This is a genomic window from Streptomyces sp. NBC_00466 (assembly GCF_041433995.1).
In the GTDB taxonomy this organism is placed as follows: Bacteria; Actinomycetota; Actinomycetes; order Streptomycetales; family Streptomycetaceae; genus Streptomyces.
In genome coordinates, this window is the sequence record NZ_CP107896.1 from 7,035,839 (window position 1) to 7,050,289 (window position 14,451).

General features: G+C 71.1%; 14 protein-coding genes. 12 read left to right on the forward strand and 2 right to left on the reverse strand.

The features are described from left to right. The first annotated feature begins 66 nt into the window (after positions 1-66). Positions 67-1,233 (forward strand): acyl-CoA dehydrogenase family protein, encoded by a 1,167-nt coding sequence (locus tag OG210_RS31530; protein WP_328323341.1) that lies wholly within the window; start codon positions 67-69, stop codon positions 1,231-1,233. Between the two features lie 44 nt (positions 1,234-1,277). Here the strand turns inward: OG210_RS31530 and OG210_RS31535 are convergent, their stop codons facing one another. Continuing rightward, entirely contained in the window at positions 1,278-2,234 is a 957-nt protein-coding gene (locus OG210_RS31535) for a tyrosine-protein phosphatase (RefSeq protein ID WP_371539932.1), read from the reverse strand. A gap of 702 nt (positions 2,235-2,936) precedes the next feature. On the opposite strand from OG210_RS31535, the gene OG210_RS31540 reads away from it, so the two are divergent. Genes OG210_RS31540 through OG210_RS31565 form a run of 6 tightly spaced genes read left to right on the forward strand, consistent with a single transcriptional unit; the run spans position 2,937 to position 8,112 of the window. Continuing rightward, positions 2,937-3,719 carry a 2-keto-4-pentenoate hydratase gene (locus OG210_RS31540; protein WP_328323339.1) on the forward strand — a complete coding sequence of 261 codons (783 nt, stop codon included), beginning with the start codon at positions 2,937-2,939 and terminating at the stop codon, positions 3,717-3,719. A gap of 7 nt (positions 3,720-3,726) precedes the next feature. Continuing rightward, a complete protein-coding gene (locus OG210_RS31545) occupies positions 3,727-4,638 on the forward strand; it encodes an acetaldehyde dehydrogenase (acetylating) (protein WP_328323338.1) in 912 nt (303 codons plus the stop codon). 10 nt (positions 4,639-4,648) lie between these two features. Continuing rightward, complete coding sequence (gene dmpG / locus OG210_RS31550; RefSeq protein ID WP_371539935.1) at positions 4,649-5,671, forward strand: 4-hydroxy-2-oxovalerate aldolase; 1,023 nt, start codon at positions 4,649-4,651, stop codon at positions 5,669-5,671. Positions 5,672-5,728: 57 nt separating this feature from the next. Continuing rightward, a complete protein-coding gene (locus OG210_RS31555; RefSeq protein ID WP_371539938.1) occupies positions 5,729-6,865 on the forward strand; it encodes a Rieske 2Fe-2S domain-containing protein in 1,137 nt (378 codons plus the stop codon). Between the two features lies 1 nt (position 6,866). Next, positions 6,867-7,067, forward strand: a complete 201-nt coding sequence (locus OG210_RS31560) for a hypothetical protein (RefSeq protein ID WP_328323335.1) — start codon at positions 6,867-6,869, stop codon at positions 7,065-7,067. Further along, positions 7,060-8,112, forward strand: coding sequence for a ferredoxin--NADP reductase (locus OG210_RS31565; protein ID WP_328323334.1), 1,053 nt, complete (start codon positions 7,060-7,062; stop codon positions 8,110-8,112). The genes OG210_RS31560 and OG210_RS31565 overlap by 8 nt, the downstream gene beginning before the upstream one ends. 96 nt (positions 8,113-8,208) lie before the next feature. Here the strand turns inward: OG210_RS31565 and OG210_RS31570 are convergent, their stop codons facing one another. Next, positions 8,209-9,072 carry an IclR family transcriptional regulator gene (locus OG210_RS31570; RefSeq protein WP_328323333.1) on the reverse strand — a complete coding sequence of 288 codons (864 nt, stop codon included), beginning with the start codon at positions 9,070-9,072 and terminating at the stop codon, positions 8,209-8,211. Positions 9,073-9,181: 109 nt separating this feature from the next. Between OG210_RS31570 and hsaA the strand changes: the two genes are divergently transcribed. From hsaA to OG210_RS31595, 5 genes are all read left to right on the forward strand, one after another. Then, a complete protein-coding gene (gene hsaA, locus OG210_RS31575) occupies positions 9,182-10,351 on the forward strand; it encodes a 3-hydroxy-9,10-secoandrosta-1,3,5(10)-triene-9,17-dione monooxygenase oxygenase subunit (RefSeq protein ID WP_328323332.1) in 1,170 nt (389 codons plus the stop codon). Next, a complete protein-coding gene (hsaD, locus tag OG210_RS31580; RefSeq protein ID WP_328323331.1) occupies positions 10,348-11,208 on the forward strand; it encodes a 4,5:9,10-diseco-3-hydroxy-5,9,17-trioxoandrosta-1(10),2-diene-4-oate hydrolase in 861 nt (286 codons plus the stop codon). The genes hsaA and hsaD overlap by 4 nt, the downstream gene beginning before the upstream one ends. Before the next feature lie 14 nt (positions 11,209-11,222). Then, positions 11,223-12,116, forward strand: coding sequence for a VOC family protein (locus OG210_RS31585; protein ID WP_328323330.1), 894 nt, complete (start codon positions 11,223-11,225; stop codon positions 12,114-12,116). After that, positions 12,104-12,601, forward strand: a complete 498-nt coding sequence (locus tag OG210_RS31590; protein WP_328323328.1) for a flavin reductase family protein — start codon at positions 12,104-12,106, stop codon at positions 12,599-12,601. The genes OG210_RS31585 and OG210_RS31590 overlap by 13 nt, the downstream gene beginning before the upstream one ends. 124 nt (positions 12,602-12,725) lie before the next feature. Beyond that, the gene (locus OG210_RS31595; protein WP_328323326.1) at positions 12,726-14,414 is read left to right on the forward strand and encodes an FAD-dependent oxidoreductase; all 1,689 of its coding nucleotides are present in this window, start codon (positions 12,726-12,728) and stop codon (positions 14,412-14,414) included. Positions 14,415-14,451 lie beyond the last annotated feature (37 nt).

Genomic DNA, 14,451 nt, shown 5'->3' on the forward strand with positions numbered 1-14,451 from the left:
CGGGTGCGGCACCGGCCGGTGGCCGGCCCCCTTCTCCCCAGCGATCGTTTGGCAGGTGCAGGTGTCATGAGCAGTACCGAGAAGTTCCGCTCGGAGTTCCGTACATGGCTGCGGTCCGGGCTCACCGGAGAGTTCGCCGCGCTCAAGGGCCGCGGCGGGCCCGGCCGGGAGCACGAGGCTTTCGCCGAACGGCTCGCCTGGGAACGGCACATGGCCGCCGCGGGCTGGACCTGCGTCGGCTGGCCACAGGAGTTCGGCGGACGCGGCGCGACCCTGGAGGAACAGGTCGCCTTCCACGAGGAGTACGCACTCGCCGACGCCCCGGCCCGGGTCGGGCACATCGGCGAACAGCTCCTCGGCCCCACCCTCATCGCCTTCGGCACGGACGCACAGCGGGCCCGCTTCCTCCCGGGGATCAGGTCCGTCGATGAGCTGTGGTGCCAGGGCTACAGCGAACCCGACGCGGGTTCCGACCTGGCCAACGTCCGTACCCGCGCCGAGCGGGACACGGACGGCTGGTCGGTCACCGGGCAGAAGATCTGGACCTCGCTGGCCCATGAGTCCCAGTGGTGCTTCCTGGTCGCCCGCACCGGGCAGGGCACGCGTCGCCACGAGGGCCTCTCCTACCTGCTGGTGCCCATGGACCAGCCGGGCGTCGAGGTCAGGCCCATCGCCCAGCTGACCGGCACCAGCGAATTCAACGAGGTCTTCTTCGACGGGGCCCGCACCGGCGCGGACAACGTCGTCGGCGAACCCGGTGACGGCTGGAAGGTGGCCATGGCCACCCTCGGCTTCGAGCGGGGCGTCTCCACCCTCGGCCAGCAGGTCGGATTCCGGCGTGAGCTGGAAGCGCTGATCGGCCTGGCGCGCCGCAACGGCGCCGCCGACGACCCCCTCGTCCGCGACCGGCTCGCCCGGGCCTGGACCGGTCTGGAGATCATCCGGTTCAACGCGCTGCGGATGCTCGACGGCGCGGCCGCCGGCGCTCCCGGGCCCGAGGCCTCCATCAGCAAGATCTACTGGGCGACCTGGCACCGGGAGCTCGGCGAGTTGGCGATGGACGTCTGCGGCGCCGACGGGATGCTGGCGGACGGCGCACCGTACGACCTCGACGACTGGCAGCGGTTGTTCCTCTTCTCCCGCGCCGACACGATCTACGCCGGTTCGAACGAGATCCAGCGCAACATCATCGCGGAGCGGGTCCTCGGCCTGCCGAAGGAAGCAAGGGCCTGACCGCGACGGGGTGCCGGGCGCCGGGAGCCCGACGGGGCGGGTCGTTACTTCAGCAGCCTCGTACGGAGCGTGTGCAGCGTCCCGGCATCCAGGCCGAGCCCCTTCGAGAGATAGGCGTCGAAACTGCCGTACCGGTGGTCCGCCTCGGTGAGCGCGGCGCCGAGATAGTCCTTGCGGACCTCCTGCAGCGGAACGATCAGCTGGGGGTCCCGCATGATCCCCGCTTTTTTCAGACCTTCGCGGGTCTTCTCGTCGGCGGTCTTGCGGATGTCGTTGGAGAGCAGATAGTCCGCCTCCGCCGTGCGGGCCGGCACGCCCACCGCGCGCAGCAGGACGTAACTCATCCACCCCGTACGGTCCTTGCCGGACGTGCAGTGGAAGAGCAGCGGCAGTTCCTTGCCGTCGGCGATGGTGTCCAGCACCCGGGCGAACTGGTGGCGGGCCCCCGCCTCGGTGACGAACGTGCGGTAGATCCGCCGCATCGTCGCCGCCCCCTTCCCGTCGCCCAGCGCCTTCTGCTGCACGGCCGGGTCGCGGCTGCCGATGGCCGCCGTCGTCCGCTCGTAGAGTCCGGTGTCGTCGATCGGCAGCGGGATGGCGGACGCCCCCTTCGGGAGCCGGTCGGCGCCGTCGGTCCTGATTTCGAGAGGAAGCCGGAAGTCGACGACCGACTTCAGCCCGAGCTTCGATGCCACGGAGAGGTCATCCGGGGTGAGCTTGCCGAGAGCGTCACCGCGGAACACGACCCCGTAGCGCAGCTGTTTGCCGTCGCTGGTCGGGTATCCGCCGAGGTCACGGACGTTGACCGCGCCCTTGAGCACGATGTGCCTGGCGTGGGGTGCCGTCGGCGCCGGGCCATCGGCGGCCTGTGTGCTGCCCGGGTGCGCGGTGTGCGACGGGTGGGATGTGTGGGACGGGTGGGAACACCCGGTGAGTATCAGGGCCGTGCTGAGCACAGCGGTGGCGACGCGGGTCATGGCCCGGTTTCGGGTACGGCGCATCGGAACAACTCCCAGAGGGCGTGGGCGGGGTTACGTGAGGGTGGTCCGGCCGGGGACCGGAGCGGGGGCGTCCGGCCGCGGAGGACAGTGCGGCCGGGCGCCCCCGCTGTGGGCTGCGGCCCCCGGAACGGCGCGGGCCGTCCATGGCTCCGGCGGCCGGGGGCCGCACCCGGTGAGCGGTGAAGTCCCGCTCCGGCAGCGGTCGCCGGCGTCCGCCCGGCAAAGGGTGGACAGGCGTCTCCGCTGCTCCGTCCGGTGCGGTGGACGGATGCTGGACGGGAAGGTAGCAGCGGATCCGCTCCGCGGGGGAGGTGCTGCCGGTGGGGTTGTCGCGAGGCGGGCCCGCGACCCCGCCCAGCCGCGCAGGCCGGAGCTCCCGCAGAGCCGTCACACATGCTCCGGCCTGCATGGACACCAGCGGCCCCAGTGACACCCGCTGCCCCGCGACACCGACCGGACCGCACGGGTTTCCCACTGAGCGGGAGCAGCCGCTCGGCCGCGCCGGGGCCTGCGGCCTAGCCTCGGCGCAGTCCCACTTTCTGGGTGGCACTACCCGTGTTGCACCACCTGTGCCGGACCACCGTGTTGCACCACCCGTGCTGCGTCACCGTGTTGCACCACCTCGTGTTGCACCACCCCCGAGTCGCACTACCCCCAAGCCCCACCACCCTTCAGTCCCACCACCCTTGCGGAGGACCGCCCATGCTCACGGCCAGTGAACGGCAGACCGCCGCGGACGCGCTCGGCGCGGCCGAGCGCGACCGGCGGCCCATCGCCCCGCTGACCGAGCTGTTCCCGGGAATCGGCACCGAGGACGCCTACGAGATCCAGCTGCTCGGCATCGGCCGCAGGGTCGCCGGCGGGGCAGCCGTGCACGGTCACAAGGTCGGGCTCTCCTCGCCCGTCATGCAGCGCATGATGGGCGTCGACGAGCCCGACTACGGCCACCTCCTGGATGACATGCGGTTGTCGGACGACCGGCCGGTCCCCGCGGACCGGTACTGCGCGCCCCGGATCGAGGTCGAGGTCGGCTTCGTCCTGGGCGACGACCTGCCCGGCGAGGGCTGCACCACCGCTGACGTACTCGCCGCCACCGAACGCGTCGTCCCCGCCATCGAGCTGATCGACAGCCGGATCGCGGACTGGCGCATCTCCATCGCCGACACCGTCGCCGACAACGCCTCGTCCGCCGGATACGTCACCGGGGAGGGCCGCGACCCGCGCGAACTGGACCTCAAGGCCATCGACGCCGTGCTGCGCCGGGGCTCCGAACAGATCGCCGCCGGCCGCAGCGACGCCGTACTCGGCGACCCCGCCGCCTCCGTCGCCTGGCTGGCCCGCACCGTGGCCCGCTTCGGTGTCCCGCTGAAGAAGGGCCATCTGGTGCTGCCCGGGTCCTGCACCAGGGCAGTCGACGTCGGGGCAGGCCAGACCTACACAGCCGATTTCACCGGGCTCGGCCCGGTCTCGCTCTCCTTCATCTGAGGTGATGATGACCAACAGGACCAAGGCGACCGCCGCCATCGTCGGTTCCGGCAACATCGGGACCGACCTGCTGTACAAGCTCCAGCGGTCCCCGTACATCGAGCCCCGCTGGATGATCGGCGTCGACCCGGCCAGCGAAGGGCTCGCCCGGGCCCGGGCCGCCGGGATCGAGGCCAGCCCCGACGGAGTCGGAGCGCTGCTCGACGGGGACGAGCGGCCCGACCTCGTCTTCGAGGCGACCTCCGCCGCCGTGCACCGGGCCAACGCCCCGCGCTACGCCGAACTCGGCATCCGCGCCATCGACCTCACCCCGGCCGCGGTCGGCCCGGCCGTCGTACCGCCCGCGAACCTGCTCGCCCACCTCGACCAGCCGAACGTCAACATGATCACGTGCGGCGGCCAGGCCACCATCCCCATGGTGTACGCCGTCTCGAGGATCGTCCCCGTCCGGTACGCCGAGATCGTGGCGTCCGTCTCCTCCGTTTCGGCAGGACCGGGAACCCGCGCCAACATCGACGAGTTCACCCGGACCACCTCCCGCGGAATCGAGGACATCGGCGGCGCGGACCACGGCAAGGCCATCATCATCCTGAACCCGGCCGACCCGCCCGTGATCATGCGGGACACCGTCTTCTGCGCCATCCCCGAGGACGCCGACCGCGACGCCATCGCCCTGTCCATCAAGCAGGTGGCCGAGGACGTCGCCTCGTACGTACCGGGCTACCGGCTGCGCTCCGAGCCGCAGTTCGACGACCCCACCCCGGAGAGCGGCGGCATGGCCCGCGTCGCGGTCTTCCTGGAGGTGGAGGGCGCGGGCGACTATCTCCCGCCGTACGCCGGAAACCTCGACATCATGACCGCCGCCGCCACCAAGGTCGGCGAGGAGTTCGCCAAGGCGCTCCTCGCGCCCGGCCGCTGAGGAGTACCAGATGCCCTACTCGGACACGCTCGACATCCGCGTCACCGACTCCTCCCTGCGTGACGGATCGCACGCCATGCGCCACCAGTTCACGGTGGAGCACGTACGGTCGATCGTCACCGCACTCGACGGCGCCGGGGTCCCGGTCATCGAGGTCACGCACGGCGACGGACTCGGTGGCTCCTCCTTCAACTACGGCTTCTCCAACACCCCCGAACAGGATCTCATCAAGACCGCGGTGGAGACGGCGAAGCAGGCCCGCATCGCCTTCCTGATGCTCCCCGGGCTCGGCGTCAAGGACGACATCCGCGCAGCCCACGCCAACGGCGCCGCCATCTGCCGCATCGCCACGCACTGCACCGAGGCGGACATCTCCGTCCAGCACTTCGGGCTGGCCCGCGAGATGGGCCTGGAGACGGTCGGCTTCCTGATGATGGCGCACTCCACCACCCCCGAAGCGCTGGCCAGGCAGGGCCGCATCATGGCCGACGCGGGCTGCCAGTGCGTGTACGTGGTCGACTCGGCCGGCGCCATGGTCATGGACGACGTGACCGACCGGGTCGCCGCCCTCGTCGCCGAACTCGGCGACGACGCACAGGTCGGCTTCCACGGCCACGAGAACCTCGCACTCGGCACCGGCAACTCGATCGTCGCGATACAGGCCGGAGCGCTCCAGATCGACGGCTCGACACGGCGGCTCGGCGCCGGAGCGGGCAACACCGCCGTGGAGGCGCTCGTCGCCGTCTGCGCCAAGATGGGCATCCGCACCGGCATCGACGTACTCAAGATCATCGACGCGGCCGAGGACGCCGTACGCCCCGTGATGGACGACGAGTGCCGGCTCGACCGGCTCGCCCTGCTGATGGGACACGCGGGGGTCTACTCCAGCTTCCTCAAGCACGCCTACCGCCAGGCCGAGCGGTACGGCGTGTCCGGCGCCGAGATCCTGCTGCGCGCGGGCGAGCGCAGGCTCGTCGGCGGCCAGGAGGACCAGCTCATCGACATCGCGCTCGAACTCTCGGCCGGCCGCTGACCGCAGCCCCCCCGCGGAGCCCGCCCCGATGCGTCACCACCACCAAGGAGGCACAAGATGACCGCAGCAAGCGAAGAAGTCCGCGTGATCGAGGCGGCCGCGCCGCCCACCCGCTTCGCGCGGGGCTGGCACTGCGTCGGCCTCGCCGACTCCTTCAAGGACGGGAAGCCGCACGAGATCGAGGCGTTCGGCACCCGGCTCGTGGTCTTCCAGGGCGAGGACGGCGGCGAGCTGCACGTCCTCAACGCGTACTGCCCGCACATGGGCGGCAACCTCGCCCAGGGCACGGTCAAGGGCGACGCCGTCGCCTGCCCCTTCCACGACTGGCGCTGGTCCGGCAACGGCCGCTGCGCGGGGATCCCCTACGCGCGCCGGGTGCCGCCCCGGGCCCGCACCCGGGCCTGGACCAGCGTGGAGGAGAACAAGCAGCTCTTCGTCTGGAACGACCCCGAGGGCAACCCGCCGCCGCCCGGCGTCACCGTCCCGCGGATCGAAGGGGCCTTCAGCGACGAGTGGAGCGACTGGAGCTGGAAATTCCTGCGGGTGGAGAACTCCAACTGCCGGGAGATCGTGGACAACGTCGTCGACATGGCGCACTTCTTCTACGTCCACTACTGCTTCCCGACGTACTTCAAGAACGTCTTCGAGGGGCACACCGCCACCCAGTACATGGAGAGCTCGCCCCGCGGCGACGTCGACCTCGGCACCCTCAGCACCGAGGGCGTGCTCCGCTCCGACGCCTCGTACCACGGCCCCTCCTACATGATCGACTACATGTGGAGTGACGTCGGCGCGGACGTGGACATGGAGAGCGTGCTGATCAACTGCCACTACCCGATCGACTCCGACAGCTTCATGCTGATGTATGGAGCGATCGTCAAGAAGATGCCCGGCATGACGGACGAGCAGGCGGCGGACGCCGCCCGGCTCACATCGGACGGGCTGGCCGTCGGCTTCGAACAGGACGTCCACATCTGGAAGAACAAGACCCGCATCGACAACCCCCTCCTCTCCGAGGAGGACGGTCCGGTCTACCAACTGCGCCGCTGGTACGAGCAGTTCTATGTGGACGCCGCCGACGTCAAGGACGAGATGACACAGCGCTTCGAGTTCGAGATCGACACCGCCCGCGCCACCGAGGCGTGGCAGCGCGAAGTCGACGAGAACGTGGCGCGACACCGGAGCGAGGGCTGACATGACACCGGTCGAGTGCGCGGCCTGCGGCAACCAGGTCCTGTGCGAGAAGTTCAGCATGGCCCACACCTCCGTGCAGTGGACGGCCGACGCCGCGTCGGTCTGCGACGAGTACCGGGAACCGATGCGCACCTGCGCCGCCCTGCGCGACAGCATCGACGAGGCCGTCGGCGACGGGCGGCTGGCGGTGGCCGATGCCTGAACTGCCCCAGTTGCCGGTGACCCGGACGCACCGGGTCCGGGTCACCGCGGTGGTGGCCGAGACGGCGGACGCGCGCTCCTTCGTACTGGACCCGGCCGACGGCGTACTCGCCTACCGGCCGGGCCAGTTCCTGACCCTGAGACTGCCGGGTCCCGACGGGGGAGTGGCCGCACGCTGCTACTCCCTCGCCAGCTCCCCGCACTCCGGCGAACCGATGAAGATCACGGTGAAGCGGGTGGCGGGCGGGCACGGCTCCAACTGGCTCTGCGACACCATCGGCGAGGGCGACGAACTGGAGGTGCTGGCCCCGGCCGGCACCTTCGGCTCGGGCCCGCTGGACGGCGATCTGCTGCTGGCGGCCGCGGGCAGCGGCATCACCCCGGTGATCTCCCTCGCCAAGGCGGCACTGGCCCAGGGCCAGGGGCGCGTCGTGCTCCTGTACGCCAACCGCGACGCGACCTCGGTGATCTTCCGGGACGAACTCCGGGAGCTCGCCGAGGACTATCCGCGGCGGTTCGTCGTCCTGCACTGGCTGGAGACGCTCGACGGCCTGCCGGCCGCGGACCGGCTCACCGGACTCCTGGACCCCTACGCCGGCCACCGCGCGTACCTCTGCGGGCCCGCGCCCTTCATGGACGCGGTGGACGCGGCCCTGCGCGCGGCGGGGGCCGCCCCCGCCGCCATCCACCGGGAACGGTTCTTCTCCCTCAGCGGGGACGTCTTCCGCACGGTCCCGGCCGGGCCTGCGGAGGCCGCGGAGCCGGACGGCGAATGCGCCGAGGCGGTGGTCGAGCTGGACGGCGAGACCCACCGGGTGGCCTGGGGCGCCACCACCCCGCTGCTCGACGCGCTGCTCGCCGCAGGAGTCGACGCCCCGTTCTCCTGCCGGGAAGGCGCCTGCGCCGCCTGCGCCTGCCGGGTCATCGAAGGCGAGGTCTCCGTGGCCCACGACGACGTCCTGGACGACGAGGACCGCGCGGAAGGTTACATCCTGGCCTGCCAGGCGCTGCCGGTCAGCGAGCGGATCAGTATCAGCTACTCCTGACCTGCTCCCGCTGTCCGGTCACACCTGACCGGCCCCCTCCTCCTGACCTGTGAGCCGTGCTACGCCGGGGTCCCCTGCCATGCGGGGGACCCCGCCTCACATCCAGTCGGCGAACCGCATCCACGACATCATGTTGTCCATCTCCGCCGGATCGATGGGCGTGGCCACCGGAGGGGCGGGAGCGGGGGCCGCGGGCGTCCGCGTCCGGGCCTCGGCGCGGCCCGGTCCGAAGAGCGAGCGCCACACCGCGCGGGACGTGGCCAGCACCACCGGGGCCAGCCGCTCCAGCTCGCGGTGCGTGCCATTGCCGCAGATCGACACCGAAGCGATCGCCCGGCCCGAGCCTCGCAGCGGCGCCGCCACGCACGACACCCCCCGGAACGCCTCCTCGACGTCGAACGCCACGCCCCGCTCCCGGATCCGCCGCAGTTCCTCGCGGAACGCCACGGGGCGGGTGATCGTGCGGGCCGTGCGCGGCCGCAGCCCCGCCCGTACCGCCTCGGCGACGAGCATGTCCTCGCTGAACGCGAGGATCGCCTTGCCCGTGCCCGTGCAGTACGCCGGCTGCCGGCCGCCCACCCGCGAGGGCACGCCCCCGTCCTGGGCCCCGCCGATGCGCTCCAGATACACCACCTCGGGCCCGTCGAGCACGGCGAGGTGTGCCACATGCCCGGTGGACTCGTGCAGCGCGTGCAGATGCGGCAGGGCCGCTCTGCGCAGCCGGTTGTGGTGCGAGGCCAGGGCGCCGAGCTCCAGCATGCGCATCCCGAGCCGGTAGTCCCGGCCCTCCCGGTCAAGCCAGCGCATACGTACGAGCTGATCGAGTATGCGGTGCACCGACGAGCGCGGAAGACCCGAGCGGTGGATCACTTCGGTCAGCGTCAGCCGGGGTGCCGGGCCTTCGAACGCGCCCAGCACCAACGCTGCCTTCTCCAACAGTGAGGGTGGCTGCTCTGCCATGCCGTGAGGCTTCCACGGTTCCCGCTCAGCGGGAAGAAGGTATTTCGTTTCGGAATAGTAAAAGCGTAGGTTCCTCGCACCCATCCAGGACGACCGAGAGGGGATGCGCATGAGTGCCGACGAGGTTCTCGCCGCAGTGCGGGCCCTTGCCCCGACCCTGCGCGAGCGCGCCGCCGAGACCGAGGCGCTGCGCCGCGTGCCGGACACTTCCATCAAGGAACTCGCCGATACCGGCTTCTTCCGGCTTCTCCAGCCCAAGGCGTACGGCGGCTACGCCGCACACCCCGCAGTCTTCTACAGCGCCGTCAGAGAGATCGCCAGGGCCTGCGGGTCCACCGGCTGGGTCGCCTCCGTCGTCGGCGTCCACCCCTGGCACGTCGGGCTGTACGACCAGCGTGCCCAGGAGGAGGTGTGGGGCCAGGACAACCGGGTCCGCATCTGCTCCTCGTACGCCCCGACCGGCAAGGTCACCCCTGTCGACGGCGGCTTCCGGATCTCCGGGCGCTGGCGCTTCTCGTCCGGCTGCGACCACGCCGAATGGGCGCTGCTCGGCGGCATCATCAACGACGCCGACGGCAAGCCCGTCGACATGCGCACCTTCCTGGTGCCGCGCACCGACTACCGCATCGACGACGTCTGGGACACCGTCGGACTCCGCGGCAGCGGCAGCAACGACATCATCATCGAGGACGCCTACGTCCCCGATTACCGGGCCCTCAGCTTCGGGCCGGTCACCGCCCTGCAGTCCCCCGGGCAGGAGCACAACCCCGAACCGCTCTACCGCCTGCCGTACGCCTCGGTCTTCACCACCACCATCTCCACCCCGGTGATCGGCATCGCCGAAGGCGCGTACGACAGCTATGTCGCCGCCACCCGCGAGCGGATCCGCGTCTCGTACGGGCAGCAGGTCGCCGAGGACCCCTTCGCCCAGGTGCGCATCGCCCGCGCCGCCAGCGAGATCGACGCCTCCTGGCTGCAGCTCATCCGGAACATCTCGGACCTGTACGAGTACGCCGAACGCGGTGAGGAACTCCCGACCGCGCTGCGCACCCGCACCCGCCGCGACCAGGTCCTCGCCACCGAGCGCGCGGTCGCAGCCGTCGACCTGCTGATGGAGAACGCCGGCGGCAGCGCCATGCGCACCGGCGACAACGCGATCCAGCGCGCCTGGCGCGACGCCCACAACGCCCGCGGCCACGCCGCCAACGACCCCGAGCGCGCCCTCGTCCTCTTCGGCCGCGGAGCCCTCGGCCTCGACACCCAGGACACGATGCTGTGATCGACCACGCTTCCACCTCGCGCACCGCCAAGGCGGCCGGACTCACCATCCACTACCACGAGGCGGGCCCCGCGGGCCCCGGCGCACCCGTCGTGATCATGCTGCACGGCGGTGGCCCCGGCGCCTCCGGCTGGTCCAACTTCGGCGGCAACCTGCCGGTGTTCGCCGAGCACTTCCGCACCCTCCTCGTCGACCAGCCCTGCTTCGGAGGCTCCGACAAGCCTGAGCTCGACAAGGACTTCTTCAGCTACAGCGCGGACGCCGTGGCCGCCCTGATGGACGAACTGGGCATCGCCCGCGCCCACTTCATCGGCAACTCGCTCGGCGGCGGCACCTCCGTACGGATGGCGCTGAACCATCCGGAAAAGGTGGACAAGCTCCTGCTGATGGGACCCGGCGGGATCTCCCTCAACCTCTTCGCCGCCGACCCCACCGAAGGCATCAAGCGGCTCTTCGAGTTCAGCGCGGCCGCCGAGCCGACCAAGGACCAGCTGCGTACCTTCCTCACCACACTCGCCTACGACCCGGCCATCGTCACCGACGAGCTGATCGAGGAGCGCTGGGCCCAGGCCATCGGACCCGGCGCCAAGCTCGGCAGCGCACGCATGGCCGCCTCCTTCGCCAACCCCGCCTGGCAGCAGGACACCATGCTGTGGCGCGAGGCCCACCGCATTACCGCACCCGTGCTGCTCACCTGGGGCCGCGAGGACCGGGCCAACCCGCTCGACGGGGCACTGGTGGCGCTCAAGGCGATCCCCGACGCCCGGCTCCACGTCTTCCCGCACTGCGGCCACTGGGCGCAGACCGAACAGGCCGACGAGTTCAACCGGCTCGCCGTCGACTTCTTCACGCACTGAGAGGCACCAGGTTCATGGATATTCGCGCACTGGGCTATCTGCGACTGGAAACCGCCAAGTTCGATGAGTGGCGTGCCTTCACGCTCGACGTCCTCGGCATGATCGAGGCGCCCGGCTCGACCGAGGACACGCTGCGGCTGCGCCTCGACGACCGCTCGCACCGCATCACCGTCACCCGCGGCGCCACCGACCGGCTCCTCGCCGCCGGCTGGGAGGTACGCGACGCCGCCGCTCTCGCCGCAGCCCGCACGGAACTCACGGCGGCCGGGGTCGAGGTCGAGGACGCCAAGCCCGACGAGCTCGCCGACCGGCGGGTGCAGGGCATGTTCCATTGCCAGGACCCGGCCGGCAACCAGCTGGAGATCTTCTGGGGCCAGGCACAGGACCACACCCCGGCCGTCACCCCGTACGGCAACCGCTTCGTCACCGGCGACCTCGGCCTCGGCCATGTGGTGCTCCCTGCCCCGAACATGGAGGAGGCGTACGACTTCTACGAGGGGCTGCTCGGCTTCACGCTGCGCGACTCGATGCGGCTGCCCTCCGCGATCGTGCCCGGCGGCGCCGCCGACCGCGACTTCCACTGGATGCACTTCATGGGGTGCAACCCCCGCCACCACAGCCTGGGCCTGTTCCCGGGCCTGATGGAGCCCGGCATCGTGCACTTCATGGTCGAGGTGGCCACGCTCGACGACGTGGGCCGCGGGCTCGACCGCATCCACGAGGCCAACATCCCCGTCGCCTCCACCCTCGGCCGGCACACCAACGACCTGATGGTGTCCTTCTACGCGCAGGCCCCCGGCGGCTTCCAGGTCGAGTACGGCACCGAGGGCCGCCTCGTGGACGACACCACCTGGGTGGCCAAGGAGATGACGGCCGACAGCTTCTGGGGCCACAAGTGGAACGGCTGACGGAGCAGATCGCCCCGGCCGTCTTCCGGGAGGTGCTCGGCCGGTTCGCGAGCGGCATCACGGTCGTCGCGTCCGCCGACGCCGACGGCAGGCCGGTGGGCCTCGCCTGCCAGTCCTTCGCCTCGCTCTCCCTCGACCCGCCGCTGGTCATGCTCTGCGTCGGCAAGTCGTCGACCAGCTGGCCGCACGTCGCGCGCACCGGGCGATTCACCGTCAGTGTTCTCGCCGAGGAGCAGCGCGAGGTCTGCGCCGCCCTCGGCGGACGCGGGGGCGACAAGTTCGACGGCGTCGGCTGGACGGTGTCGGAGCACGGCACCGTACGGATCGACGGCGCCCTGGCCACCGTGGACTGCGCGCTGCACGACGTCCAGGAGGCGGGCGACCACCTCGTCGTCACCGGCGAGGTACTCGACCTCGCCGCGAGGCCGGACGGATCGCCGCTGCTCTACTTCGGCAGCGCCTACGCCGCAGGCGACTTCCGATGAACCCCGGCGTGCGCACCGGCGGCGCGGGGCGGCCCGGCTGCCGCCCCGCGCCGCCGCCTGTCACAGCCGTGAAACGTGACCGGGCGCCGGCGCCGACCGGCGCCCGGCCGGAGAGGACCGCCCCATGAACACCCGCTGGGACCACAGTTACGACGTGGTCGTCGTCGGATCCGGCGCAGCCGGACTCGCGGCAGCCATCACCGCGCGGCTGCGCGGCCTGACCGCCCTGGTGATCGAGAAGACGGAGCTGTACGGCGGCTCCACCGCCCTCTCGGGGGGCGCGATCTGGGTACCGGGCAACTTCCATCTGGACGACGCCGGCCTCGGTGACACCCCGGCCAAGGCGCGCGCCTACCTCGACGCGACCGTCGGCGACCGGGTGCCCGCCGAACGCAAGGACGCCTATCTGGAGCACGGACCGCGCATGGTCCGGGAGTTCCACGACCGCACCACGGTCCGGTTCACCTACACCCCCGGCTACTCCGACTACTTCCCCGAGGCACTCGGCGGCTACCCGCAGGGCCGCTCCATCGAGCCGCTGGTCTTCGACTTCAAGAAGCTTCCGGCCGACCGCCGCGCCACCATGCGCAAAACCAGCCTGCCCACGTACGGGCTCACCATCACCTCGTACGACTTCCGCTACCTCAACATGGTCGCCCGCACCTGGGCGGGCCGGAGGGCCTCGCTGAAGGTCGGTATGCAGGCGGTCGGTGCGCTGGCCCGGGGTGCGAAACCCATCGCTCTCGGCCAGGCCCTCATCGCCCGTATGCGCCAGTCGCTCGACGCACTCGGCGGTGAGCTGTGGCTCTCCACCCCGCTCACCGGCCTGGTGGAGGAGGACGGCCGGATCGTCGGCGTACGCGCCGAGCGCGACGGCTCACCTGTCACCATCCAGGCACACGGGGGTGTGGTCCTCGCCTCCGGCGGCTTCTCGCACGACCAGCAGCTGCGCGAGAAGTACCTGCCCGCGCCCACCTCGACGGCCTGGACCTCGTCATCGGACGGGCAGACCGGCGACGCGCTGCGGCTCGGTGTCGAGGCGGGGGCCGCGACGGACCTGCTCGACAAGGTGTGGGGCGCACCGTCCGTCGTACCGCCGGGCCCGGACGAGAAGCCGTTCTTCCTCGTCGCCGACCGCGGTATCCCCAGCATGATCATCGTCAACGGCGCGGGGGAGCGGTACGCCAACGAGGCCGCCCCGTACCACCAGTTCGTCGACGAGATGTATGCCAACCACCGTCCGGACGCCTCGACCGTGCCGTCCTGGCTGATCCTCGACGCCCGGTCCAAGGCGCGCTACATCTTCATGGGTCTCTTCCCCGGACAGCCCTTCCCGAAGAAGTGGCTGGCGAGCGGCTTCGTCAAGAAGGCGCAGACGCTGCCCGAACTGGCCGGCCTCATCGGCGCGGCGCCCGGGCAACTGGGCGCAACCGTCGAACGGTTCAACGGCTTCGCGCGGGCGGGCCGTGATGAGGACTTCCAGCGGGGCGAGAGCGTCTACGACCGGTACTACGGCGACCCGACGCTGCTCAACCCCAACCTCGCCCCCCTCGACAAGGCGCCCTACTACGCGATCCCCGTCCACCCCGGGGACATCGGCACCAAGGGCGGTCTGGTGGCCGACGGGTCCGCGCGGGTCCTGCGCGAGGACGGCACCGTCATCGAGGGGCTGTACGCCTCGGGCAATGTGTCCGCCGCGGTGATGGGCGAGACCTATCCCGGTCCCGGGGCCACCATCGGACCCGCCATGGCGTTCAGCTGGGCGGCCGTCGGCGACATCGCGCGGGAACTCAAGGGCGTACGCAAGCAGTGACCTTCGCTGTACGGGATGCCACCGGAGGGGGCGGTCG